The sequence below is a fragment of the Propionivibrio sp. genome, assembly GCF_047602565.1.
In the GTDB taxonomy this organism is placed as follows: domain Bacteria; phylum Pseudomonadota; class Gammaproteobacteria; order Burkholderiales; family Rhodocyclaceae; genus Propionivibrio.
This window is the reverse complement of the sequence record NZ_JASGGX010000001.1, coordinates 4,842,634-4,864,069: the sequence shown is the minus strand read 5'-3', so window position 1 is coordinate 4,864,069 and position 21,436 is coordinate 4,842,634. Positions and strand designations below refer to the sequence as shown.

At 68.7% G+C, this 21,436-nt stretch carries 21 protein-coding genes and 2 pseudogenes; 11 read left to right on the top strand and 12 right to left on the bottom strand.

What is annotated here, in order from left to right; all coding sequences use genetic code 11:
- The 7 genes and pseudogenes from QM701_RS23020 to QM701_RS22990 form a co-directional block, all read left to right on the top strand.
- A pseudogene (locus tag QM701_RS23020) lies at positions 1-360 on the top strand (ABC transporter ATP-binding protein); the annotation flags it as partial.
- Positions 361-384: 24 nt separating this feature from the next.
- Positions 385-1,401: a D-cysteine desulfhydrase gene (locus QM701_RS23015; protein WP_415169320.1), complete on the top strand. Its 1,017-nt coding sequence runs from the start codon at positions 385-387 to the stop codon at positions 1,399-1,401.
- The gene (locus QM701_RS23010; protein ID WP_415169319.1) at positions 1,398-2,144 is read left to right on the top strand and encodes an aspartate/glutamate racemase family protein; all 747 of its coding nucleotides are present in this window, start codon (positions 1,398-1,400) and stop codon (positions 2,142-2,144) included. The genes QM701_RS23015 and QM701_RS23010 overlap by 4 nt, the downstream gene beginning before the upstream one ends.
- A 151-nt stretch (positions 2,145-2,295) precedes the next feature.
- On the top strand, positions 2,296-2,430 hold the full coding sequence (locus tag QM701_RS23005; RefSeq protein WP_415169318.1) for a hypothetical protein: 135 nt from the start codon (positions 2,296-2,298) through the stop codon (positions 2,428-2,430).
- Between the two features lie 119 nt (positions 2,431-2,549).
- Entirely contained in the window at positions 2,550-3,356 is an 807-nt protein-coding gene (locus tag QM701_RS23000) for an ABC transporter substrate-binding protein (protein WP_415169317.1), read from the top strand.
- Positions 3,357-3,412: 56 nt separating this feature from the next.
- Complete coding sequence (locus QM701_RS22995) at positions 3,413-4,153, top strand: amino acid ABC transporter permease (RefSeq protein ID WP_415169316.1); 741 nt, start codon at positions 3,413-3,415, stop codon at positions 4,151-4,153.
- A complete protein-coding gene (locus tag QM701_RS22990) occupies positions 4,150-4,818 on the top strand; it encodes an amino acid ABC transporter permease (RefSeq protein WP_415169315.1) in 669 nt (222 codons plus the stop codon). Before QM701_RS22995 ends, QM701_RS22990 begins: the two co-directional genes overlap by 4 nt.
- Here QM701_RS22990 and QM701_RS22985 read toward each other — a convergent pair.
- Genes QM701_RS22985 through QM701_RS22970 form a run of 4 tightly spaced genes read right to left on the bottom strand, consistent with a single transcriptional unit; the run spans position 4,709 to position 8,460 of the window.
- Positions 4,709-5,737: a DMT family transporter gene (locus tag QM701_RS22985; protein ID WP_415169314.1), complete on the bottom strand. Its 1,029-nt coding sequence runs from the start codon at positions 5,735-5,737 to the stop codon at positions 4,709-4,711. The genes QM701_RS22990 and QM701_RS22985 overlap by 110 nt on opposite strands.
- Positions 5,734-6,780: a sialidase family protein gene (locus tag QM701_RS22980; RefSeq protein WP_415169313.1), complete on the bottom strand. Its 1,047-nt coding sequence runs from the start codon at positions 6,778-6,780 to the stop codon at positions 5,734-5,736. Before QM701_RS22980 ends, QM701_RS22985 begins: the two co-directional genes overlap by 4 nt.
- 25 nt (positions 6,781-6,805) lie before the next feature.
- Complete coding sequence (locus tag QM701_RS22975; RefSeq protein ID WP_415169312.1) at positions 6,806-7,612, bottom strand: ABC transporter ATP-binding protein; 807 nt, start codon at positions 7,610-7,612, stop codon at positions 6,806-6,808.
- A 38-nt stretch (positions 7,613-7,650) separates the two neighbouring features.
- Positions 7,651-8,460 carry an IclR family transcriptional regulator gene (locus QM701_RS22970; protein WP_415169311.1) on the bottom strand — a complete coding sequence of 270 codons (810 nt, stop codon included), beginning with the start codon at positions 8,458-8,460 and terminating at the stop codon, positions 7,651-7,653.
- Between the two features lie 87 nt (positions 8,461-8,547).
- Between QM701_RS22970 and QM701_RS22965 the strand changes: the two genes are divergently transcribed.
- The 3 genes from QM701_RS22965 to QM701_RS22955 are packed head-to-tail and all read left to right on the top strand — an operon-like array spanning position 8,548 to position 11,160.
- Positions 8,548-9,351 carry an ABC transporter permease gene (locus tag QM701_RS22965; RefSeq protein ID WP_415169310.1) on the top strand — a complete coding sequence of 268 codons (804 nt, stop codon included), beginning with the start codon at positions 8,548-8,550 and terminating at the stop codon, positions 9,349-9,351.
- A 34-nt stretch (positions 9,352-9,385) separates the two neighbouring features.
- Complete coding sequence (locus tag QM701_RS22960; protein ID WP_415169309.1) at positions 9,386-10,363, top strand: ABC transporter substrate-binding protein; 978 nt, start codon at positions 9,386-9,388, stop codon at positions 10,361-10,363.
- The gene (locus QM701_RS22955) at positions 10,360-11,160 is read left to right on the top strand and encodes an SDR family NAD(P)-dependent oxidoreductase (RefSeq protein WP_415169308.1); all 801 of its coding nucleotides are present in this window, start codon (positions 10,360-10,362) and stop codon (positions 11,158-11,160) included. The genes QM701_RS22960 and QM701_RS22955 overlap by 4 nt, the downstream gene beginning before the upstream one ends.
- A gap of 22 nt (positions 11,161-11,182) precedes the next feature.
- On the opposite strand, the gene QM701_RS22950 is transcribed toward QM701_RS22955, so the two are convergent.
- The 6 genes from QM701_RS22950 to QM701_RS22925 all read right to left on the bottom strand — a co-directional run bounded on the left by QM701_RS22950 (position 11,183) and on the right by QM701_RS22925 (position 18,128).
- Positions 11,183-12,685, bottom strand: a complete 1,503-nt coding sequence (locus QM701_RS22950) for a tripartite tricarboxylate transporter permease (protein ID WP_415169307.1) — start codon at positions 12,683-12,685, stop codon at positions 11,183-11,185.
- A gap of 6 nt (positions 12,686-12,691) precedes the next feature.
- Entirely contained in the window at positions 12,692-13,201 is a 510-nt protein-coding gene (locus QM701_RS22945) for a tripartite tricarboxylate transporter TctB family protein (protein ID WP_415169306.1), read from the bottom strand.
- A 31-nt stretch (positions 13,202-13,232) separates the two neighbouring features.
- Positions 13,233-14,237, bottom strand: a complete 1,005-nt coding sequence (locus QM701_RS22940; protein WP_415169305.1) for a Bug family tripartite tricarboxylate transporter substrate binding protein — start codon at positions 14,235-14,237, stop codon at positions 13,233-13,235.
- A gap of 90 nt (positions 14,238-14,327) precedes the next feature.
- Complete coding sequence (locus tag QM701_RS22935) at positions 14,328-15,980, bottom strand: rhodanese homology domain-containing protein (protein ID WP_415169304.1); 1,653 nt, start codon at positions 15,978-15,980, stop codon at positions 14,328-14,330.
- A 60-nt stretch (positions 15,981-16,040) separates the two neighbouring features.
- Positions 16,041-17,729 carry a rhodanese-like domain-containing protein gene (locus tag QM701_RS22930; RefSeq protein ID WP_415169303.1) on the bottom strand — a complete coding sequence of 563 codons (1,689 nt, stop codon included), beginning with the start codon at positions 17,727-17,729 and terminating at the stop codon, positions 16,041-16,043.
- Positions 17,730-17,909: 180 nt separating this feature from the next.
- On the bottom strand, positions 17,910-18,128 hold the full coding sequence (locus QM701_RS22925; protein WP_415169455.1) for a hypothetical protein: 219 nt from the start codon (positions 18,126-18,128) through the stop codon (positions 17,910-17,912).
- On the opposite strand from QM701_RS22925, the pseudogene QM701_RS22920 reads away from it, so the two are divergent.
- Positions 18,022-18,391: pseudogene (locus tag QM701_RS22920) on the top strand (EamA family transporter). The gene QM701_RS22925 and the pseudogene QM701_RS22920 overlap by 107 nt on opposite strands.
- A gap of 23 nt (positions 18,392-18,414) precedes the next feature.
- Here QM701_RS22920 and QM701_RS22915 read toward each other — a convergent pair.
- Together QM701_RS22915 and QM701_RS22910 are read right to left on the bottom strand one after the other, a co-directional pair.
- The gene (locus QM701_RS22915) at positions 18,415-20,496 is read right to left on the bottom strand and encodes an LTA synthase family protein (protein WP_415169302.1); all 2,082 of its coding nucleotides are present in this window, start codon (positions 20,494-20,496) and stop codon (positions 18,415-18,417) included.
- Between the two features lie 75 nt (positions 20,497-20,571).
- Positions 20,572-21,414 carry a hypothetical protein gene (locus QM701_RS22910; RefSeq protein ID WP_415169301.1) on the bottom strand — a complete coding sequence of 281 codons (843 nt, stop codon included), beginning with the start codon at positions 21,412-21,414 and terminating at the stop codon, positions 20,572-20,574.
- Between the last annotated feature and the right edge of the window lie 22 nt (positions 21,415-21,436).

The following is a 21,436-nucleotide window of genomic DNA, read 5'->3' as shown; positions in this document are numbered from 1 at the left end:
GCGCTGGCGCGCGCCTGGCTGCCCAACCCGGAAATCCTGCTGATGGACGAACCCTTCGGGGCGCTCGACGCGCAGACCCGGCTGGCCATGCAGGAATTGCTCGGCGCCATCTGGCAGGAGACCGGAACGACCATTCTTTTCGTCACCCACGACGTCGACGAGGCGCTGTTCCTCGCCGACCGCATCCTGCTCATGTCGGCGCGCCCGGCGACCATCTGCCGGGAGATCGCCGTGCCCTTCGCCCGCCCGCGCGATCCCGAGGATCTGGTGGCCGACCCGGCCTACGGCAGGATCAAGCGCGATATCCTGCACTGCGTGCGCGAGGAAGCCGCCAAATCGCTTACCGCCGCGCCCACCTGAACTTCACGACTCTGAAAGAAGACCATGAACCTGACCCGCTTTCCCCGCGTAAACCTCACCCTGTCCGCCACGCCCCTGGAATTCCTGCCCAATCTGACGCGGCATCTTGGCGGCCCCAACCTCTACATCAAGCGCGACGACCACACCGGCCTGGCGCTCGGCGGCAACAAGACGCGCAAGCTGGAGTTCCTGATCGGCGACGCGCTGGCGAAAGGGGCGACGCACGTCGTCACACAGGGCGCCACCCAGTCCAACCACGTCCGCCAGACCATCGCCGCCGCCAACAAGTTCGGCCTCAGGAGCACCGTGCTGCTTGAGGAGCGCGTCGGCGACGCGCACGACGAGTACTACGCCAACGGCAACGTGCTGCTCGACCAGATTTTCGGCACGACCATCGAGACGCGCCCGGCCGGCCTGGACATGAACCAGGAGCTGGAAGCCGTCGGCGAACGCCTGCGCGCCGCCGGCGAAATCCCGTACCTGATTCCCGGCGGCGGCTCGAACGCGATCGGTGCGCTCGGCTACGTCGTTTCGGCGCTGGAACTGGTGGCGCAGGCCAACGAACAGCGCCTGCGCATCGACCACGTCGTGCACGCCACCGGCAGCACCGGCACGCAGGCCGGGCTGGTGGTCGGCCTGGAGGGATCGAACAGCCACATCCCGGTGCTCGGCATCAGCGTCCGCGCCCCGCGCGAGAAGCAGGAGGAGAACGTGCGCCGTCTCGCCCGCCAGACCTGGGATCTGCTGGACGTGCGCGGAGACTTCCCGGACGCCGCGGTGGCCGTCAATGCCGACTACGTCGGCGGCGGCTACGGCATTCCGACCGAAGGCATGGTCGAGGCCGTGCAGCTGCTGGCCCGCCACGAAGGCATCCTGCTCGACCCGGTCTACACCGGCAAGGGCTTCGCCGGGCTGGTCGACCTGGTGCGCAAGGGGCATTTCCGCCAGGGAGAGAACGTCGTCTTCGTGCATACGGGCGGTGCCGCCGGGCTGTTCGCCTACCGCTCGGTGCTGGCGCCGCAGCCGGCTTTTCAGCGATGAGCCGGACGCCGCTGATCGGCGTGCTGGGCGGCATGGGGCCGCTGGCGACGGTCGATTTCCTGCACAAGGTGGTCGCGTCCACGCCGGCGACCTGCGACCAGGACCACGTCCCCCTGCTGGTGTGGAACGTGCCGCAGATTCCGGACCGGCAGAAGGCGCTGGCCGGCACTGGCGAAGCGCCCCTGCCCGCCATGTTGCATGGCATCGAGCGATTGAACGCGGGCGGCGCCACGCGCATCGCCATTCCGTGCAACACCGCCCACCTGTGGGGCGACGCGCTGGCCGGGGCCAGCGCGGCTCCGCTGATCCATATCGTTGACGCGGCCATCGCCGCCGTCGAAAGGCGGCACGGACAGGAAGGGCCGATCGGCATCGTGGCCACCCGCGGCACCCTGGCCGCCGGCCTGTATCAGGAACGCCTGGCGGCGCGCGGCCTGCCGTTCCTGATCAACACCGACGACGAACTCGACGCGCTGTTTACGCCCGGCTGCTACGCCATCAAGCAGAACCGCCTCGATCACGGCGGCAGCCTGCTCGAATCCGCGGCGCGCCAGCTGGTGCGGCGCGGCGCGCGGACGCTGATCCTGGCCTGCACCGAGGTGCCGGTCGGTCTGGCCCACGTCCGTTCCGACCTGCTGCCGATCAGCGTCGATCCGACCCAGGCGCTCGCCGACGCCTGTGTCCGCTACTGGCTGGAGGCGCGGACCGGCGAAGCCGCCGGCCGGGAAGAGTTGACCGGCTGACCGGAGATCAGGCGTTCCGCAGCGGGAACCGGCTGCCGGGAATTACGTCATCCCGGCGCGCGGCCGGCATATCCATATGAAAACAAAATGGTTCCCCGCCTCCGGCTCGGGCGGTAGATTGAACGTGTCGCCCTCATTGCCCGAGGTGATCATGTTCGCGCGAAACATCACGTACCTGCTCGGTTCATCGCCGGAATCCGGCCTGGTGACGGCCCTGATCGTCGCCGCCGCGGCATTCGCCATCCGGCACGTCTCGATCTCCATCGCCGCCCGCAAGAACCGCTGAAGCGCGGGCTGCCGCGGCATCTGCAATCAGGCGTATTAGCTTCCAAGAATAAGTTATTGGCATCCGGCGAAATCCGGTTCCTATAATCGGTTCCCCAAAAACGAACCGAAGGAACGACGATGAAAAAAACACTGATCGCGGCGATCGCCCTGTCGCTGCTTTCCGGCGCGGCGCTGGCCGACCGCCTCGACGACATCAAGAAGAACGGCGTCCTGCGCGCCGCCGTTTTCGACAGCAACCCGCCGTTCGGCTTCCTCGACGCCAAGACCAAGAAGATCAACGGCCTCGACGTCGAGTATGCCGAAGCCATCGCCAAAAAACTCGGCGTCAAGCTCGAACTGGTGCCGACCAATCCGGCCAACCGCATTCCGCTGCTGGTCTCGGGCAAGGCCGACATCGTCGCCGCCAACTTCACCATCACCGAGGAACGCGCGAAGCAGATCGATTTCAGCCAGCCCTACTTCGCCACCGGCGCGCGCTTCATCGCCGCCAGGGGCAAGCTCAAGACGGCCGAACAGCTCGAAGGCCTGCGCGTCGGCGTTGACAAGGGAACCACCCAGGAAATCCTGCTGCGCGACAAGTATCCCAAGACCACGGTCGTCGCCTACGACGACACGCCGCTGGCATTCGCCGCGCTGCGCAACGGCAACGTGCAGGCGATCAGCCAGGACGACGCGAAGCTGATCGCCCTGCTCGCCCAGGCGCCGGACAAGGACAAGTACGAAGTCTCGCCCTTCGCCCTCAGCCGCGAATACGAAGGCGTCGGCATTCCCAAGGGCGAGGCGCGGCTCGTCGCGCTGGTCAACGAAACGCTGGTGCAGCTGGAGAAGAGCGGCGAAGCGCAGAAGATCTACGACCGCTGGTTCGGCCCGAAGACCAAGGCGCCGCTGGCCCGCGACTTCCGGATCGGCGACAAGACCGAATAAGCCGCCCGCAACCACCTCTCGGCGCCACCTCATCCGGTGGCGCGCTTTTTTTCGCCATGGCCCCTCCTTCCTGGCTCGGACAAAACTGGCTCGACCCCCGCCACCTGGGGATACTGTGCAGCGGCCTGTGGCTGACCGCCTGGCTGTCCCTGCTCGTCTGCCTCGCGGCGACGCTGCTCGGCGTCGTGCTGGCGGCGGCGATCGAGTACGGCGGCCCGGCGCCGCGCGGCCTGGCGCGCCTGTTCATCGCCGCGCACCGCAACACGCCCCTGATGGTGCAGGTGCTGCTCTGGTATTTCGGCGTGCCCAACCTGCTGCCGGAAGAGCTGCGCTTCTGGCTGAACGCCCCGCACGCGATCCCGCTGGCCTGGGAGCTGGTCCTGTCCTGGCCCTCCTACGAATTCCTGGCCGCGTGGATCAGCCTGAGCCTCTACAGCGCCAGCTTCATCGCCGGCGAATTCGCCTCGGGGCTGCGGGCGATCCCCGGCGGGCAGCGGGAGGCCTCGCGCGCGCTCGGGCTGAACGCCTGGCAGGAGCTGCGCTGGGTCGTCCTGCCGCAGGTGGTGGCCCACGTGCGCCAGCCGATGATCAGCCAGTGCACCGGCGCGATCAAGAACACCTCGCTGACCATGGCCATCGGCGTCGCGGAGCTCTCCTACCGCTCGCGCCAGGTGGAGAGCGAGACCCTGCTCACCTTCCAGGCCTTCGCCGTCGCCACCGCGCTCTACCTCGCCTTGATCCTGACCACCCAATGGCTCGCGCACGCGCGGCCGCCGCGATGGAAAACCGGCAGATGATCGCCGAACTGCTGGCCGACAACCTGAGCTATTTCCTTTTCGGCGCCTTCCCCGAGGGAGGCGCCATGGGCGGCCTGCTGCTCACCCTGTGGATGAGCGTCCTGGCCTGCCTGCTGGCCTCCGCGCTCGGACTCGCCGGCGGCGTCGCGCTGACCATGGGCGGGAGGCGGCTGCGCCTCGCCCTGCATGCGGCGATCGCCGTGCTGCGCGGCGTTCCCGTGGTCATGATGATCTTCTGGTGCTACTTCCTGCTGCCGATCCTGTTCGGCCTGGACGTGCCCGGCACGGCTACCGTCATCACGGCGCTGGCCGTGATCAACGGCGCCTACCTGGGTCTGGCGGTGCACGCGGGGCTCGGCGCCATCGACATCGGCCAGTGGGAAGCCAGCCGCGCCCTGGGCCTGAGCCGCTGGCTGGCCCTGCGCCTGGTGATCTTGCCGCAGGGCCTGCGCATCATGCTGCCGTCGTTCATCAACCAGTGGGTCACGCTGATCAAGGACACCTCGCTGGCGTTCATCGTCGGCGTGCCGGAGCTGACCATGGTCGCCGGCCAGGTCAACAATCGCGAGCAGGTGTATCCGCTGCCGATCTTCCTGTTCGTCGCGGCGGCGTATTTCGTGATCTGCGGCGGGCTGAGCGTGCTGGCCCGCAAATTCGAAGCATGATCGGGCGGGTACGGCCGGCGCTCATGCGTTTTCCTGCGGCCGGGAAAGGGCGAGGCTCAGGCACGCCCCGCCGATCACCAGCATGCCGGCCATCGTCGGCAGATCGGGCAACTGGCCGAAGACGACCCAGCCGAACAGCATGGCCCAGACCAGCTGGCTGTAGAGCAGTGGCGAGATGGTCGAGGCGGGCGTGCAGTGGAACGCGGATGAGCAGGAACTGGCCGATGCCGGCGGTGAGCCCGAGCGAGACGATGAGCAGGCCCTGGCCGGGCGTGGGAATTTCCCCGGTCCAGTACGCGGGGAGAAAAAGCGACAGGGCGATCGCGCCGGCCAACGCCGTGTAGAAGAGCTGGCGCATCGGCGGCTCGCTGGCGGCCAGTTTGCGCGTCAGCAGCTGATAGGCGGCATAGCACAGCGCCGTGCCGAGCGCATAGCCCACGCCGGCCGGGTCCATGGCGCCGCCCGGCCGGGCGATGAGCAGCACCCCGCCGAAACCGGCGACGGTCGCCAGCCAGGCGCCCAGCCGCACCTTCTCGCCGAGCAGCGGGCCGGAGGCGAGCGCGACGATCAGCGGGGTGACGAAGGTGAGCGCCGTGGCTTCGGCCAGCGGCAGGGTTTTCAGGGCGTTCTGAAAGCAGACCGAGACGCAGACCAGCATCAACGCGCGCAGGATCATCAGCCACGGCCGGCCGGTGACGATGATGTCGCGGCCCATGCGCGGCGCGACGCCGATCAGCATGATGAGGATGTAGATCAGGTAGCGCGCCCAGACGAGCAGCGGCACGGAAAAGAAGGCGATCAGGTGTTTCGAGGTGGCGTCGTGCAGCGCGAAGAGCAGCGTCGCGGCCAGCAGGAAGGCCACGCCGCCGCGCCAGGCCGGCGCGCCGGTTGACGGGCTATGGCCGAAGTCGCGCGTCATGCGCCGAGGGTGATCTGCCAGTACGCGATGTTCTTGCGGTTCCACGTATACGTGAGATGCAGCCGGTCATCCTCGGCGAGGATCGCCGGATAGGAAAACTCGCCCTCCTCGTTTTCCAGGTCGAGCAGGCCGGTCCAGCTCCGGCCGTTGTCCGCGGAATGGCTGAGCGAGATCGGCCAGCGCCGGCCCCAGTTTCCCGCCACCGGGTTGTAGGCCAGGACGAGGCCGCCGTCCTCGCGGCGCACCACGTCTATCCCGCTGTTGTTGTTGGCCAGCGCCGTGGCGTACGCCGGGCACCAGGTCCGGCCGTAGTCGGCGGAATCGCTGCGGTAAACATGGCCGCGGGTGCTGCGCATCAGCATGTGAATCCTGCCCAGGGCGGATTCCCACAAGGTCGGCTGGATCACGCCGTCCCAAGTGAATATGCGGCCGACGTCGGTCTCCCACAGGGCGTTGGCGGCGAGCCCTTCCCACACCTCGCCGTTATCGGCGGAATCGGGCCGGCGATGATTCATCGGCACGTCGCACTTGATCCAGGTATTGCCCCGGTCCGGCGAAATGTCGGCGAAGGCATCCCAGAATTCGTCGGTCTCGATGGAGCCCGGCGCGATCCAGTCGCCGTTCGACGCGACGATCAGCTTGTTGCGGACCGGTCCGCGCGGCAGCGCGTCGCCCGGCACCAGCTGCCGGGGCGCGGACCAGGTGCGCCCCAGGTCGTACGACACGGACCACCGCGTCGTCCAGGTATGGACGGTCGGGCCCACTTTGTAGAATATCCAGACCGTGCCGTCCGCCGCGTGCAGCACCGGGTTCCAGTGCGACAGCCCGTCTTCGGCCAGCAGGCGCTCGGGCAGCTGCCAGATTCCGTCCCGCGTGCGCGCGATCCAGATCGCGACGTCGCCCTCGCCTTCGCGCAATCCCGCGAAAAAAGCGGCCAGCAGCTCGCCGTCGGCCAGCCGCACCAAGGTCGAGGCATGGCAATTGTTGAACAGCGCATGCGCCTGCGGCAGCAGAAAACACTTTTCGGTTTCGACGACCTTCATGTCGGTCCTCCCCGAGGGTCAAGGATCACGGCTTCGGCGCTTGCGCGCCCCCCGGCTCGTCCGCCTGGCGCAATACGCCCTGGCTGAAGAAGATCTCGTTGATCTCGCCGCAATAATCGAAGAAGCGCCGGTCGCGCCGCGCCTCCAGGCCGCGCACGCGCGGCAGGTTGACGCGCAGCTCCCGCACGATCCGGCCCGGCCGCGGCCCCATGACCAGCACCCGGTCGGCCAGCAGCACCGCTTCGTCGACGCTGTGGGTGATGAAGATCACGGTCTTCCGGGTGGTCACCCAGAGCTGCTCCAGATCGAGCCGCATCTGCTCGCGCGTGAGCGCGTCGAGCGCGCCGAACGGCTCGTCCATGAGCAGCAGCGGCGGATCGTGCAGCAGCGCCCGGGCGATCGCGGCGCGCTGCCGCATGCCGCCGGACAGCTCGTACGGATAGCTGTTGGCGAAATCCTGCAAGCTCACCTGCCGCAGCAGTTCCATGGCGCGCGCGCGGTATTCCGCCACCGGCAGGCCGCGGATGTCGGCCTGGAACAGCACGTTGTCCAGGGTGTTGAGCCAGTCGAGCAGGACCGGACTCTGGAAGACGATCCCCACGTCGGTGACCGGCCCGCTGACCGGCCGGCCCTCGACGGTGATGCTGCCGGTGGTCACCGGATGCAGCCCCGCGACCAGCCGCATCAGCGTGGACTTGCCGCAGCCCGAGGGGCCGACGACGGCAATGAACTCGCCCGGCGAGATGTTGACGTCGATCTGCTGCAACGCCAGTATTTCCTGCCTGGCGAGGCGGTAGCGCTTGGTGACGCCTTTGATCTGGATGCCGTTCACGGGACGCTCTCCTGGTGGGTGCCGGTTCGGGAATCGGGTCAGGCCAGGACCTCCTGCGGCGGGCCGTTGCGCGGCCACACCATGCCGAGGGTACTGGCCGTCTGCTGCAGCAGCGCGCTCAATTCCTGGTCGCGCGCCGGGTCCATGCGCAGCAGCGGGCCGGCCACGCTCATCGTGGCGACCACCCGCTGATCGTCGAAGGCGCGTACCGCGACGGCGATCGCGCGCACGCCCCTGGCCGCCTCCTCGTCCGCCACGCCGTAGCCGCGCGCGCGGGTCGCCGCCAGTTCGCGCAGCATTTCGTCCACGGTGCGGAGGGCCCGCGGCCCGACCGCCTCGCCCTCCCTGGCCGACCGCCCCAGGCCGTTCTTCAGCGCCAGGCGGATGGCCTCCTCGTCGCTCATCGTGGACAGCCACACCTTGCCGTTGGCCGTGGTGTACAACATGGCACGGCCGCTGAGCGAGGGCTGATACATCAATCCGGGCGGCGCGCCCTGGGACGAGGTGAACCAGTGCAGCGCGTTGCCCTGCACCACGGTCAAAGCCACGAACTCGTGGCATTGACCGGCGGCCTTGTCGAGGATCGGCTGCACCAGCCCCGACAGCCCGGTGCCGCGCAGATACTGCTGGCCGAGCAGCGCGAGCTTGAGCGTCAGGCGGTAGCGCTCGGTGTCGGCGTCCTGCTCCACCCAGCCGAGCGCGGCCATCTCGTGCAGCAGGCGATGCGCCGGCCCCTTCTGCAGGCCGAGCGCGTCGGCGATCTCGGACATCCGGCGCCACTGCGCGTTGACCGCCAGCAGTTCGATCAGCTCCAGGCACCGCTCCAGCAATCCCTTGACAAGTCTCATTTGGTAGAACACTATTCTTATTGGAACGATGTTACTTTAATTAGCGCATCTCACGGTGTCAACCGCCCTTGTCATAAGGAGATGACGTTGATCAACCTCGACAGACTCGGGCGCTTCGCCCAACCGGCGCGCGTCGCGCTGGCCTTTCTCGGCTTCGTTCTGCTGTGGGAGGCGCTGGTGCATTTCACGGGCGTCAAGCCCTACATCCTGCCGGCGCCCAGCGAAATCCTCGCCGCGATGTGGGACAAGGCGCCGCGCCTGGCCAAGGCGGGCGCGTATACGGTGCAGCCCATGCTGCTCGGCTTTCTGTCCGCCGTCGTGCTGGGCGTGGTCATCGCGCTCGGCATCGCGTTCTCGCGGCGCATCGAGGGGATCGTCTATCCCCTGCTGGTGTTCTTCCAGATCATCCCGAAGATCGCCGTGGCGCCGCTGTTCATCATCTGGTTCGGCTTCGGCCTCATGCCCAAGGTCCTGCTGGTGTTCCTGCTGTCGTTCTTCCCCGTGGTGGTCAGCGCCATCACCGCCTTCCGCTCGGTCGACGCGGACATCATGGATCTGGCGCGCTCCACCGGCGCGGGCCGCCTGCGCACCTTCCGCAAGGTCCAGCTGCCGCACGCGCTGCCGACGCTGTTCACCGGCTTCAAGGTTGCCGCGGCGCTGTCGTCCACGGCGGCGGTGGTCGCGGAATTCGTCGCCTCGGACCAGGGGCTGGGCTTCCTGCTGCTGGAGTTCAACGGCGCGCTCGACACGACCATGACCTTCGCCGCGATCATCGTCCTCAGCGTGCTGGGGCTGGCGCTGTACGGCGTCGTCGAACTGATCGAGCGCCTCACCATCCCGTGGCACGTATCGCACCGCCAACCCGGCCTGCAGGCGCCGCCGGGGCCATGAGCCCGTTTTCGTCCACAACACCCAGGAGGTCGTCATGAAAAGAATGCTCGGAATCGGCATGATCGTGCTCGGACTGGCCGCCGCCGGACTGGCCCAGGCACAGGAGGCCGCCTCGCTGCGCCTGAACTGGCTGTATTACGGCTTCCACTCGTTTTTCCCGCTCGGCGTGGAAAAAGGCTTCTACAAGGAGGAAGGGATCGACCTGACGATCGGTGAAGGCCAGGGTTCGGGCCGGGCCGTCCAGATCGTCGGCGCCAAGTCCGACACCTTCGGCCTGTCCGACGGCGCCAGCGTCATCGCCGGCGCCGCCAAGGGCGCGCCGGTCGTCGCGGTGATGGGCATCATGAACAAGTCGCCGTTCGCCATCATCGCGCGCGCGGACGCCAACATCAGGACGGTCAAGGACCTGGAGGGCAAGACGATCGCGGCGACCACCGGCGAGGCGGGCCTGACCATCTTCCCGGCCATCATCAAGAACAACAAGCTCAACGCCGATGCGATCAAGTTCGTCCGGGTGGACGGTCCGGGCAAGCTGGTGGCGACGCTGGAAAAGCGCGTTGACGCCATGCTCGGCGGGCTGGAAAACCAGTCGCTGATCCTCGCCCAGCGCGGCCTCGCCGTCACCAACATCGCCTATTCCGACGTCGGCGCCAACACGCTCGGGCTAGTGATCCACGTGAACAAGGAAACCTTGGAAAAGAACCCGAAGCTCGTGCAGGGCTTCATCCGCGCCACGCAGAAATCGATCGCGTATACCGAGAAGAATCCCGAGGAAGCGATCGCCGCGCTCGCCAAGATCAAGCCCGATCTCGACAAGGGATTGGCGCTGCAGCAGCTGAAGGCCGGCCTGCAGCTCGTCCGCGCCAAGGACGGCGAGAACCGGCCGATCGGCTGGATGAATCCGGCCGACTGGGAAACGACGCTCGACATGGCGCGCGAGTACCAGGACCTGAAGACCGAGATGAAGGCGACCGATTTCTACGTGAACAACCTGGTCGCGGCGAAGCAATGAGAGCGGGACACGCGGGCTACGATTTCAGCGGCCGCGTCGCCGTGGTCACCGGCGGCACCGGCGGCTTCGGCGAGGCGATCGCGCGGCGCCTGCTGGCCGCCGGCGCCACCGTCGTGCTGTGGTCGCTCCGCGAGCAGGCGGCGCAGGCGGTCGCGCTGGTGCTGGCCGCCGAGGCGGGAGTGGCCGCCGGCGCGGGCGAACGCCTGTGGGTGCAGCGGGTGGACGTCACCGACGAAGCCGCCGTCGCCGCCGCCACGCAGGCGATCGCCGAGCGCTACGGGCACGTTGACACGCTGGTCAACAACGCGGGCATCCTGGGCCCGGTGGTGAACACGTGGGAGCATACGAGCGAGCAGTTCCGGCGCGTGATCGACGTGAATCTGACGGGCGCCTTCATCTGCTGCCGCGTCATCGTGCCGTGGCTGCTGAAGAACCCTGCCGGCCCGTGGCGCGGGCGCATCGTCAACGTCGCGTCGATCCAGGGCAAGGAAGGCATGCCGCAGGCCGCCGCCTACGCCGCGTCGAAGGCCGGGCTGATCGCCCTGACCAAGACGCTGGGCAAGGAACTGGCCACCAGCGGCATCCTGGTCAACGTGATCACGCCGGCCGCCGCCATGACGGCGATGGCCGGCGAACTGACCGAGGAACGCAAGCAGGCCATCCTGGACCGCATTCCGATGGGGCGCTTCCTGCAGGTCGACGAGGTCGCCGCGCAGGTGGCCTGGCTGTGTTCGGCCGACTGCAGCTTCGCCACCGCCGCGGTGTTCGACCTGTCGGGCGGCCGCGCGACGTATTGAGGGGGGCGCGGGAGGGTTCCCGTCAGCTCTCCTGGAACGCCTCCTCGCGCCCCTTGCGGATCTTCGGCAGGCTGACCGCCGCGACCAGCAGCGCCGCGCAGGTCAGCAGGCCGAGCGACAGCGGACGGGAGACGAAGGTCGTCCAGTCGCCCTCGGCGATCATCATCGCCCGCCGGAAATGCTCCTCCATCAGCGGCCCCAGCACGAAGCCGAGCAGCAGCGGCGCCGGCTCGCATTCAAGCTTGACCAGCAGGTAGCCGAGGAAGCCGAAGAACACCGCCTGATAGATGTCGAACGGGGTGTTCTGCACGGAGAAGATGCCGACGCAGCAGAACGCCAGGATCGCCGGATACAGGTAGCGATACGGCACGGTGAGCAGCCGCGTCCAGATGCCCAGCAGGGGCAGGTTGAGGACCACCAGCAGCACGTTGCCGATCCACATCGAGGCGATCAATCCCCAGAACAGCGCCGGGTTGCTGACCATCACCTGCGGTCCGGGCTGGATGTTGTGGATCATCATCGCCCCGACCATCAGCGCCATCACCGCGTTGGCGGGCACGCCGAGCGTGAGCAGCGGGATGAACGAGGTCTGCGCCGCCGCGTTGTTGGCCGATTCCGGCCCGGCCACGCCTTCGATGGCGCCCTGCCCGAACTCGCCGGGATGGCGCGAGACCTTCTTTTCCAGCGAATAGGCGGCGAAGGAGGCCAGCGTCGCGCCGCCGCCCGGCAGGATGCCCAGCGCCGAGCCGAGCGCGGTGCCGCGCAGGATGGCCGGGAACATGCGGCGGAAGTCCTCGCGCGCGGGCCACAGCCGGTTGACCTGCCTGACGAACGATTCCTGCGTGGCGTGCGGCCCCAGGTTGCCCGCGATCTCGGCGAAGCCGAACATGCCCATGGCCAGCGCGACGAAGCCCAGCCCGTCGGTCAGCTCCGGCACGTCGAACGCATAGCGCGCCACGCCGGAGTTGGTGTCCACGCCGACCAGCCCGAGCAGCACGCCGAGCAGGATCATGGCGAGGGCCTTGATCAGCGAGCCCGACGACAGCACCACGGCGCCGATCAGGCCGAGCAGCATCAGCGAGAAATACTCCGCCGGCCCGAAGCGGAACGCCGCCTCGGTCAGCGGGATGGCGAAGGCCGCCAGGATCAGCGTGGAGACGCAGCCGGCGATGAACGAGCCGATGGCCGACGTCGCCAGGGCCACGCCGGCGCGGCCGCGGCGCGCCATCTGGTAGCCGTCGAGCGTGGTCACCACCGAGGCCGACTCGCCCGGCAGCTTGAGCAGGATCGCCGTCGTCGAGCCGCCGTACTGCGCGCCGTAATAGATGCCGGCCAGCATGATCAGCGCCGACACGGGCGGCAGCGAATACGTGGCGGGAAGCAGCATGGCGATGGTCGCCACCGGGCCGAGGCCGGGCAGCACGCCGATCAGCGTGCCCATCAGGCAGCCGAGCAGGCAGAACCACAGATTCTGCAGCGACAGCGCGGTGGCGAACCCGAGCGCCAGGTGATCGAAGAGCTCCATGGACGCCTACCCGAAGAGAATGGCCGGCCAGGTGGGAATCTCGACCTTGAGCAGCCAGACGAAGACCACCAGGCTGATGCCGACGATGGCGGCCGCGGTGCCCGCCGCCGCGCGCCAGGAAAAATCCTCGGAGGCGCGGCTGGCCAGCGCCACCAGCACGCCCAGCGAACAGACCAGCCCGGCCGATTCGAGCAGCGCGCCGAACGCGGCCGCGGAGCCGAGCACCCAGCCGAGGCCGCGCCAGTGCCAGGACGGCAGCGCCTTGACCTCGGCCCGGGCCGACAGCGATTGCGCGGCGATGACCAGCCCGAACAGGGCCAGGATCGCGCCGACCCAGAACGGGAAGAAGCCCGGCCCCATGCGGCTGGCCGTGCCGAGCGTGTAGCCGTGGGCGACGACCAGGAAGAACAGCCCGGCGCCGGCGAACAGCAGGCCGGCGAGGAAATCCTTGCGGTTTCTGATCGTCAGCTGGAGGCGCAGCAGCGGGATCGAGACGACGTGCGTGGAAACGGACATGGCGGAGGTACTCCGGGAAAATGCGGGAAGGTCAGCGGATGGTGATGCCGGACGACTTGATGATCTGCGCATAGCGCACGCGCTCGGCCTTGAGCGTCTTGTCGACGTCGGCCGGCGAGGAGGCGACCACGCCGAAGCCGAGCTCCTCCAGCTGTTTCCTGACCTCCGCCTGGTTGAGCACGGCCACGATGTCCTGGTTGATCTTGTCGACCACGGCCGGCGGCGTTCCCGCCGGCGCCAGGTAGCCCTGCCAGCTCTCGACCTGGAAGCCGGGCACGCCCGATTCGCCGATCGTCGGCACCTCCGGCAGCGCCTTCGAGCGGTACGGCGTGGTCACCGCCAGCGCGCGCAGGCGGCCGGCCTTGACGAACTCGGTGACGGCCGCCAGCGTGATCAGCGTGGCGTTGGTATGCCCGGCGATGACGTCGACCGCCGCCGGGCCGCCGCCCGGATAGGGAATGTAGTTGACCTTGCCGCCGGTCTCCTTGTTGAGCAGTTCGTGCGCCACGTGCGCGATGCCGCCGGCGCCGGGCAGGCCCAGGGTCAGGCGGCCGGAATTCTGCCGCGTGTAGGCCACGTAGTCCTGGAAGTTCTGGATGGGCAGCGCCGGGTTGACCACCAGGATCTGCGGATTGGCGACGGCCCGGACCACGCCGACGAAGGCCGTGTCCGGATCGAACGGCAGTTTCTGGAACACGATGGCGTTGATCGAGTAGCCCTCGCCCGATTGCAGCAGCGTGTAGCCGTCCGGCGTTGCCTTGGCGGCCTTCGCCGCGCCGATCGTACCGCTCGCCCCCGGCACGTTCTCGACCAGGACCGACTGGCCCCAGCGGCCGCTCAGCTTCTCCGCCAGGATGCGCGTCAGCTTGTCGGCGCTGCCGCCGGCGGCCACCGGCACGATGATGTGCACCGGCTTGTTCGGGAAATCCGCCGCCTGCGCGGCCGCCGGCCGGGCGAACGGTCCGCCCGCGGCGGCGATCGCCGCCAGGACCGTCAGGGAATGCAGAAAAAACCGGCGTGGGAATCGCGTGTTCATGAGGCTCCTTCGATGAAATCATGGGTCGTCGCTACGGATTTCATCGTAATGAAGCCGGCGCACCGCACGAACGATTGATTTTTCATACGCTTATTCAAACCGCTGATGAGCGGCCGCCGGCAGCACGCGGAAATGGTGCGTGCCGTCGCGGCGCAGCTGCTCGACCAGCCCGAGTTCCCAGTCGAGGTAGGCCTGCATCGCGGCGGCCGGCGCGTTGACGCCCTCGTACGGCCGCTGGTAGCGGTCGATGGGCGGCGACACCAGCCGCGCGAGGCCCGCCTCCAGCGGCAGGCCGGCTTCGCGCCAGCCCCGCGTGCCGCCGTCGAGGACGTACACCTCGCCTTCCACCCGCGCCGCCAGTTCGGGCGCGGCGAAGCCGGCCAGCACGCCGTCGCCGCAGGTCAGCACGTAGCGCCGGGCGCGCGGAATGCGGGCGAGCGCCTCGGCCAGCTGCGAACGCAGGGCGAACCACGCGCCCCGCACGTGTTCCCGCGCGTAGCTGGCGCTGCCGCCTACGTCGACCACCGCCGTCTCGGCGGCGTCGGGACCGTCGCCGCTGCCGGATTGCAGCCAGTCGTGCAGTTCGCGCGGCGAAACGCGGCGGCTGGCGGGCAGCGGCGGCAGCGGTGCCAGCCAGGGTCCCGCCTCGGCGAAATCGTCCGCTTTCAGGCCGTCCAGCACGTAGACCTCCCAGTCCATCTGCGCCAGCCAGGACGCGGTCATGTTGGCGCGCGCGCCGTCGTCGTCCGCCAGCACGATGCGCGCGCCGCGCACCGGCGCGAACGTCTCCGTCTCCTGCACCAGCTGTCCGCCGGCCGCCGGAGCGAATCCGGGCAGGTGGCCGGCCGCGTATTCCTCGGGCGTGCGCACGTCGAAGAAGTAGGTCGTGCGCCCGTGCTGTTCCGCCCATTCCCGCCAGGAGGCGCGATCCGCGCGCCGCACTCCGGCGCGGTCGGCGACCGCGCGCGCCGCGCGTGCCGAACGCCGGCGCCCCGCCTCGCCGACCGGCGGGAAGCGGCGCGACTGGCCCGAGTCGAGTTCCAGGCCCGCCAGCGTCCAGCCCATGGTGCCGTTGCGCAGTGCCACCACCCGGTTGGGCAGGCCGGCATTGATCAGCGACTGCGTGCCGATGATGCTGCGCGTGCGGCCGGCGCAATTGACGACGACCAGCGTGTCCGGATCGGGCGCCAGTTCGGGAACGCGCAGCACCAGCTCGGCGCCGGGCACGCTGATGCCGGTGGGGATGCTCATGTTGCGGTATTCGTCATAGCGGCGCGTGTCGACCACCACGGCGTTCGCCCCGGCGTCGAGCAGCGCTTTGATTTCCGCGGCGGCAAGCGACGGCGTGTGCTGGTTTGCCTCGACGAATTCGCCGAACGCCTTGCTCGGCACGTTCACGTCGATGAAGACTTCGCCGCCGGCCTTTTGCCAGCCGGCCAGCCCGCCGGCCAGCAGGCGCACGTCGGTATAGCCGAGGCCGGCCAGCCGGCGCGCCGCCGTGCGCGCCTCGCTGTCGCCCTCTTCCCCGCCGTCGTCGTCGAGCACGACGATCGGCACGTCGCGCCGGGGCAGCCGGGCGTAGGCGTCCGCCTCGATGCGCGAGGCCGGCAGGTTGGCGGCGAACAGCGGGTGTCCGTGCGCGTGCGGGTCCTCCTCGCGCACGTCGAGCAGGGCGATCTCGCGCCGTTCGAGCAGGGCTTGGCGGACGTCGAGGGGATGGATGGCGGCGGCTTCATGGATCATTTGCAGCTCCTCTGCGAGCGGGCACGTCCCTGCCCTTCGGAAAACCTCGTCACGGCGCGCTCAGAACGGCACGCCGGGTTTGAATACCCGCGCGTCCTGGGGGTGCAGCCGGCCGAGCAGGCCGGTCTCCCACGCCAGGTATTGCCGCGCGGCGTCCTTGTCGCCCTCATGGCGGCCGTGGGTGAAAAACAGGAAGTCGATCCGCTCGCGGTCGGGCGGGCTGTCCGGCGTGCTTTCGACCGGCCGGGCCTCTTCCCGCCACGCGGCGAAGCCGCCGGCCAGCCGCCGCACCGCGCGCGTCCCGACTTCCGTGGCCGCCAGTTCGGCCGCCGCCGCGTCGTCGGCCACCAGCACCAGCGGCCGGGCGTCGCCCGCCACGTCCCGCGCGAGGCGCGGGCGGATCGACCACGTGGCGCCGGGAACGTGCGCGACGCGGTAATCGGCGCTCGCGCGCAGGTCGACGACGCGCACGGCATCGTCCCGCAGAAGCTCGGCCAGCTCGGCCGGGGAAATCCCGGGCAGCGCGGGTGAATCGCCGGGCGCGGACGCTTCGGGCACATGGCCGGCGCGCAGCGGCAGGCCGCTTTGCAGCCCTCCTTCCAGCTCCCACGCCTCCCAGCCCATCTGGCGCAGCCACGCCGCGACCACCTTGGCGCGCACGCCGTCGCTGTCGAAGAGCACCAGGCGCGCCCCGCGCACGCCGACGTACTGGTCGGTGGCCTGGATCAGCTGTCCGCCGGGCGCATGCCGCGCCCCGGCCAGACTGGCGTCGGCAAACTCCTCCGCCGTGCGCACGTCGAGCAGGAAGGTCGTCCGCGCCGCATCGTCGAGCCAGGCGCCGAGGCGGCCGGCGTCCACGGCCGGCACGCCGGACCGCCGCGCCAGACGTTCGGCATCGCGCCGGGCCAGCCGCAGCGAATCCTCCGGCACCCGCGCCGGAAAGACGCGCCGGCTGCCGTGGTCGAGCGGCAGATCGGCCAGCATCCAGCCCTGCGTGCCGTTTTCCAGCGCGTAGACCGGGTTGCCCACGCCCAGGTCGATCAGCGTCTGGGCGCCGATGATGCTGCGCGTGCGGCCGGCGCAGTTGATCACGATCGGCGTCGCCGCGTCCGGCACCAGTTCGCGCCAGCGGTAGGCCAGCTCGCCGTTGGGGCAGCAGACGCCGCCGGGAATGCTCATGCGCGCGAACTCGCCGACCGTGCGGCCGTCGAGCAGCGCCAGCGGCTGGCCGAGCCGCTGCCGGTCGGCCAGCTCGCGCGCGCTGAGATGCGGCGTTGCGCAGGCCCGTTCGACCAGTTCGCCGAACACCTTGGACGGCACGTTCACCCCGGCGAAGACTGGCAGCCCCGCCTCGCGCCACGCGGCCAGGCCGCCCGCCAGCACCCGCACGCCGGTATAGCCACGCGCGGCCAGCCGGGCCGCCGCGCGCGCGGCCAGCGCCTCGCCGTCCCCGTACACCACGATCCGCGCCGTCCGGCGCGGGGCGAGCCGGGCGACGTCGAGCTCCAGCCGGCTGTACGGCGCATTGACCGCGAAGAACGGATGCCCTTCGCCGTACTCGCCCGCTTCGCGCACGTCGAACAGCGCGATTTCGCCGCCGTCGTGCAGCGCGTCCTGCACCTCGCGGGCGGAAATCCGCGCGCGTCCGTCATGCGCCGCGTCCGGACGCCGCGCCGCCACGCCGACCGGCGCGGCGATGTCCGCGGCGACGGCCGCGCCGGGTGCGCCAAGAATCTGGCCTGTCTTCATGAATTCCTCTTCCGCCGATGGGGTCGAGAAATTCTAGAAGCGCCATTTCCGCGAACGAACGAAGAAGATTTTATTTGGTTATACGGAAAGCCGGCCTCGGCATGCGGACGAGCCGAAAGCTTCTGTCATGTCCGCGCCGCTTCCCGGGAGCGGTTCCTCGCCGGGTACCGGCACGCGCGGTCAAACGGCGCTATGCTGCTGGCTCGTTTCCAGCGATGCCGATTCCATGACCTCCACGCACAGTTGGGCTTTTTGGGCGGTTCTCTCCGCCGCGTTCGCCGCGCTGACCGCCATCTTCGCGAAAATAGGCGTCCAGGGCGTCGACTCCGACCTGGCCACCCTGATCCGCACGGCGATCATCATCGTCGTGCTGTCATTGTTCGTCGGGTTCACCGGCAAGCTGGACCAATCCCTTAGAACTGCCCGGCAGGACGTGGCTGTTTCTCGGACTGTCGGGCCTCGCCACGGGCGCTTCCTGGGTCTGCTACTTCCGCGCGCTGCAACTGGGCGACGCCTCCAAGGTCGCGCCGATCGACAAGCTCAGTCTGGTGCTCGTCGCGCTGTTCGCCGTCGCCTTTCTCGGCGAGCGTCCGAGCCCGCGCGACTGGGGCGGCATCGCCCTGATCGCGCTCGGCGTGTTCGTGCTGGCATTCCGCCGTTGAGCGGGCGGCCGGCGTGATTCCGGCTATTTTCCGTCGGGCGGGATGATTCCCGTCGTGTTCTCCAGCAGGCTTTGCGTGGCCGTCTGGATGTAGGCGTCCATCTTCCGCCGCATCGCGTCGTCGTCGGCGTCGCGCGCGCGTTCGACGGCGCGCGGCTGGGTCCACAACTGGTAGTCGTAGGATTTGATGTCCTTCGTATTCGATTCGATGAGGATTCTGCCGCCGCTCACGATGGCCACGGTCTGGTCGGTGCCGGACGGTTTGATGACGCCGAATCCCGGATCGCCCGCCGGCAGGTTCAGCAGGTCGCGCCCCCAGCACTGGTGGCGCACCGCGCCGCCGAGGCGGCCCATGATGGTCGGGACGATGTCGACCTGGGTGCCCACCACGTCGCGCGTCGGGCCGAATTTTTCCCGTATGCCGGGCGCGATCATCAGCAGCGGCACGTTGAAGCGGGCCAGGTTCATTTCCGTGAGCTGCTCGCCGCTCCCGAAGCCGTGATCGCCCACCACCACGAAGAGCGTTTCCTTGAAATACGGCTCGTGGCGCACTTTCTCGAAGAACTTGCCGAGCGCCCAGTCGGAATAGCGCATGGCGGTGAGATGATCGTCCAAGGGCCCCTGGCCGGTGACCTTCTCCACCGGCAGGTCCTTGGGGATGGCGTAGGGCGTGTGATTCGACAGCGTCTGCAGCACGGCGTAGAAAGGCTTGCCCCGGCCTTTGCCGGACAGTTCCTTCGCCGCCCGCTCGAACATGTCCTGGTCGGAGACGCCCCAGGTCGGATCGGAGACCACGGGGTCCACGTAATCGAAGCGGCCGATGAAATTGCTCATCCCCTGCCGACCGAAGAAGCCGGACTGGTTGTCCCAGGAGAAATCGCCGTTGTAGACGAACAGGTCGTCCATGCCCCGCGCGCCCAGCAGTTGCGGCAGCCCCGAGAAATCGTTGCTCGCCTCGGGCGTCTGCATCAGGTATTCGAAGGCCGGCAGGTTGGGAAAGCAGCCGATGCTGGCGAACATCCCCTGGTGGGTATGGGTGCCGTTCGAGAAGAAACGGGTGAACAGCAGTCCCTCTCCTGCGAGTTTGTCGAAATAGGGCGTGACGTTCCCCTGGCCGCCGAGCGCGCCGACATGGCGCCCGGCAAAGCTTTCCATCAGGATCAGCACGACGTTCCTGACCGGCAGCGTCTTTTCCGGGGCCGGGCGGTATTCCCTGAGGATCGGCGCCTTGTCGGCCTCCAGCAGCGTGTCGCTGTCCGTGAGCAGCATTTGCCGGACGACGGCCAGCGCCTCTTCGGCCGGCAGGCTGCTTTTCCAGATATTGTCCCGCTGCGCCGAAAACTGTCCCCGGGCCGCGTCGATCAGCGAAAGCGTGCCGTTGAGCCCCAGTTGATTGACGAAGACCGAGTCCGTGGTGAAGGCATCCCCCCAGCGCAGGGGCGGCCCCTGCCGCAGCGTGCCGCGTGCGGCGATGACGGACAGCACGACCGCCAGGGCGAACACGAGCCAGCGCGCGGCGAGGCGACTCGCCGGAGCGGCATTTCCCTGCGCGGGGATGAGCCGCCGGGTGTGCCGGTCGACGACCCCGAACGTCCAGGCCAGCAACCCGGTGGCCAGCGCCCAGGCCAGGAGGTAGCGCAGCACCGGGAAGCCGTACCAGAGCATGCTCAGGACCGTCTTCGGATCTTCCTTGAGGTATTGGAACACCAGCCCGTTGAGGCGCTGGTTGAATTCCCGGTAGAAGTCCAGTTCGATGACGCCGAGGAACAGCGTCACGCTGGCGAACGCCGTCAGCCAGCAGCGCATCAGCCGCCGCGCGTTGCTCGCCCGCCGGCTGGGAATGGCCAGCAGCAGCGGGAGGCAGCCCAGCACCACCAGCCGCAGGTCGAAGCGCAGCCCGTTCAGGAACGCCTCGCCCACCACGCCGGCCGCGGCGCCGCCGATCTGCTCCCTGTTGTACACGAGCAGGGCCAGGCGCAGCAGCGAATGCATCGCCATGAGCACCGCCATGCTCGACAGCGTGAATGCCAGGTGGTTTGCCAGGGTTATCGCCTGGGCGCGGGAGGCGGCGGGGATTTTTGCGGGAGGCTGGTCGTCGTTTTGCATTGGGCGTTCGTATGTTCGGCAGGGGCAGGCCCGGCGGACAGGTTCGTTTCAGGATGATCCGGCGTTCCCGGACGATTATTTCATACCGTCGGCAAGCCGCGTGAGTTCGAGGATGCGCCCCCGGCCCTGCTCCGCCAGGAGAAAACGCGAGGGAGCGACCGCGATGATCGTCTGCGGCGAGCGCAGGTGCGAGAGAATCGTCTGCAGGTTGCCGAAGGCGTCCAGCAGATACAGGCGGGCGCGATGCGTCAGGTCCTCGGTGATCCAGAGGCCTTCGCCGTCGCACATCAGGAAGGAGGGATCGCCCAGTCCGCGCACGACGATGTCGTCGTCGCTTTGCCCGGGCCGGTAACGCTTTATCCATCCCTTCTTCTTTTCGGTATAGAACAGCCCTCCGTCGGGGCAGACGGCGACGCCTTCGCCCTCCTCCAAGCCGTCGCGCAAGGTCGAGACCTGGCGCGTCGAAGGATCGAATGACAAAAGGCGTCCGCCCTGTTTCACGTCTTCGATCGCAAAGAGGCGGCGGCCGTCGCTGGCCACGCCTTCGACGCTGTCCGCGACGAACAGCGGCTCGGTCTTCCCGTCGCGCATCAGCAGAACCGGCAGCTTGCCGCCTTCCTGGCCGAGCGCGATGCCGCCCGCGAAGGCGACCATGCCGTCCGGTTTGGAAAGTCCCGTGACGGCGGGCTCGCCCTTCCTGTCCCCGGCATGCGCGTATTCCAGGATGATGCCGCGCCCGTTCCTGAACTCCTGGCTGACGTACAGCCGCTGCTCGCCGTCCCGCACGAGGGCGCTCACCATGTCTATGCCATCGCGGTAAACCCTGAACGACCAGCCGGCGGAGGCTTGCACAGGGTAGAGATGCTGCCATGCGAAAAACGCACCCGCCGAAAACGCGCCCGCCGCCGCGACGAGCACGCCGATCCACGGCCACCGGCCG

Bases quoted from the DNA above. Each gene is read 5' to 3' on its own strand.
- QM701_RS23015 (WP_415169320.1), top strand. From the start codon at position 385: ATGAACCTGACCCGCTTTCCCCGCGTAAACCTCACCCTGTCCGCCACG.
- QM701_RS23010 (WP_415169319.1), top strand. From the start codon at position 1,398: ATGAGCCGGACGCCGCTGATCGGCGTGCTGGGCGGCATGGGGCCGCTG.
- QM701_RS23005 (WP_415169318.1), top strand. From the start codon at position 2,296: ATGTTCGCGCGAAACATCACGTACCTGCTCGGTTCATCGCCGGAATCC.
- QM701_RS23000 (WP_415169317.1), top strand. From the start codon at position 2,550: ATGAAAAAAACACTGATCGCGGCGATCGCCCTGTCGCTGCTTTCCGGC.
- QM701_RS22995 (WP_415169316.1), top strand. From the start codon at position 3,413: ATGGCCCCTCCTTCCTGGCTCGGACAAAACTGGCTCGACCCCCGCCAC.
- QM701_RS22990 (WP_415169315.1), top strand. From the start codon at position 4,150: ATGATCGCCGAACTGCTGGCCGACAACCTGAGCTATTTCCTTTTCGGC.
- QM701_RS22985 (WP_415169314.1), bottom strand. From the start codon at position 5,737: ATGACGCGCGACTTCGGCCATAGCCCGTCAACCGGCGCGCCGGCCTGG.
- QM701_RS22980 (WP_415169313.1), bottom strand. From the start codon at position 6,780: ATGAAGGTCGTCGAAACCGAAAAGTGTTTTCTGCTGCCGCAGGCGCAT.
- QM701_RS22970 (WP_415169311.1), bottom strand. From the start codon at position 8,460: ATGAGACTTGTCAAGGGATTGCTGGAGCGGTGCCTGGAGCTGATCGAA.
- QM701_RS22960 (WP_415169309.1), top strand. From the start codon at position 9,386: ATGAAAAGAATGCTCGGAATCGGCATGATCGTGCTCGGACTGGCCGCC.
- QM701_RS22955 (WP_415169308.1), top strand. From the start codon at position 10,360: ATGAGAGCGGGACACGCGGGCTACGATTTCAGCGGCCGCGTCGCCGTG.
- QM701_RS22950 (WP_415169307.1), bottom strand. From the start codon at position 12,685: ATGGAGCTCTTCGATCACCTGGCGCTCGGGTTCGCCACCGCGCTGTCG.
- QM701_RS22945 (WP_415169306.1), bottom strand. From the start codon at position 13,201: ATGTCCGTTTCCACGCACGTCGTCTCGATCCCGCTGCTGCGCCTCCAG.
- QM701_RS22940 (WP_415169305.1), bottom strand. From the start codon at position 14,237: ATGAACACGCGATTCCCACGCCGGTTTTTTCTGCATTCCCTGACGGTC.
- QM701_RS22935 (WP_415169304.1), bottom strand. From the start codon at position 15,980: ATGATCCATGAAGCCGCCGCCATCCATCCCCTCGACGTCCGCCAAGCC.
- QM701_RS22930 (WP_415169303.1), bottom strand. From the start codon at position 17,729: ATGAAGACAGGCCAGATTCTTGGCGCACCCGGCGCGGCCGTCGCCGCG.
- QM701_RS22915 (WP_415169302.1), bottom strand. From the start codon at position 20,496: ATGCAAAACGACGACCAGCCTCCCGCAAAAATCCCCGCCGCCTCCCGC.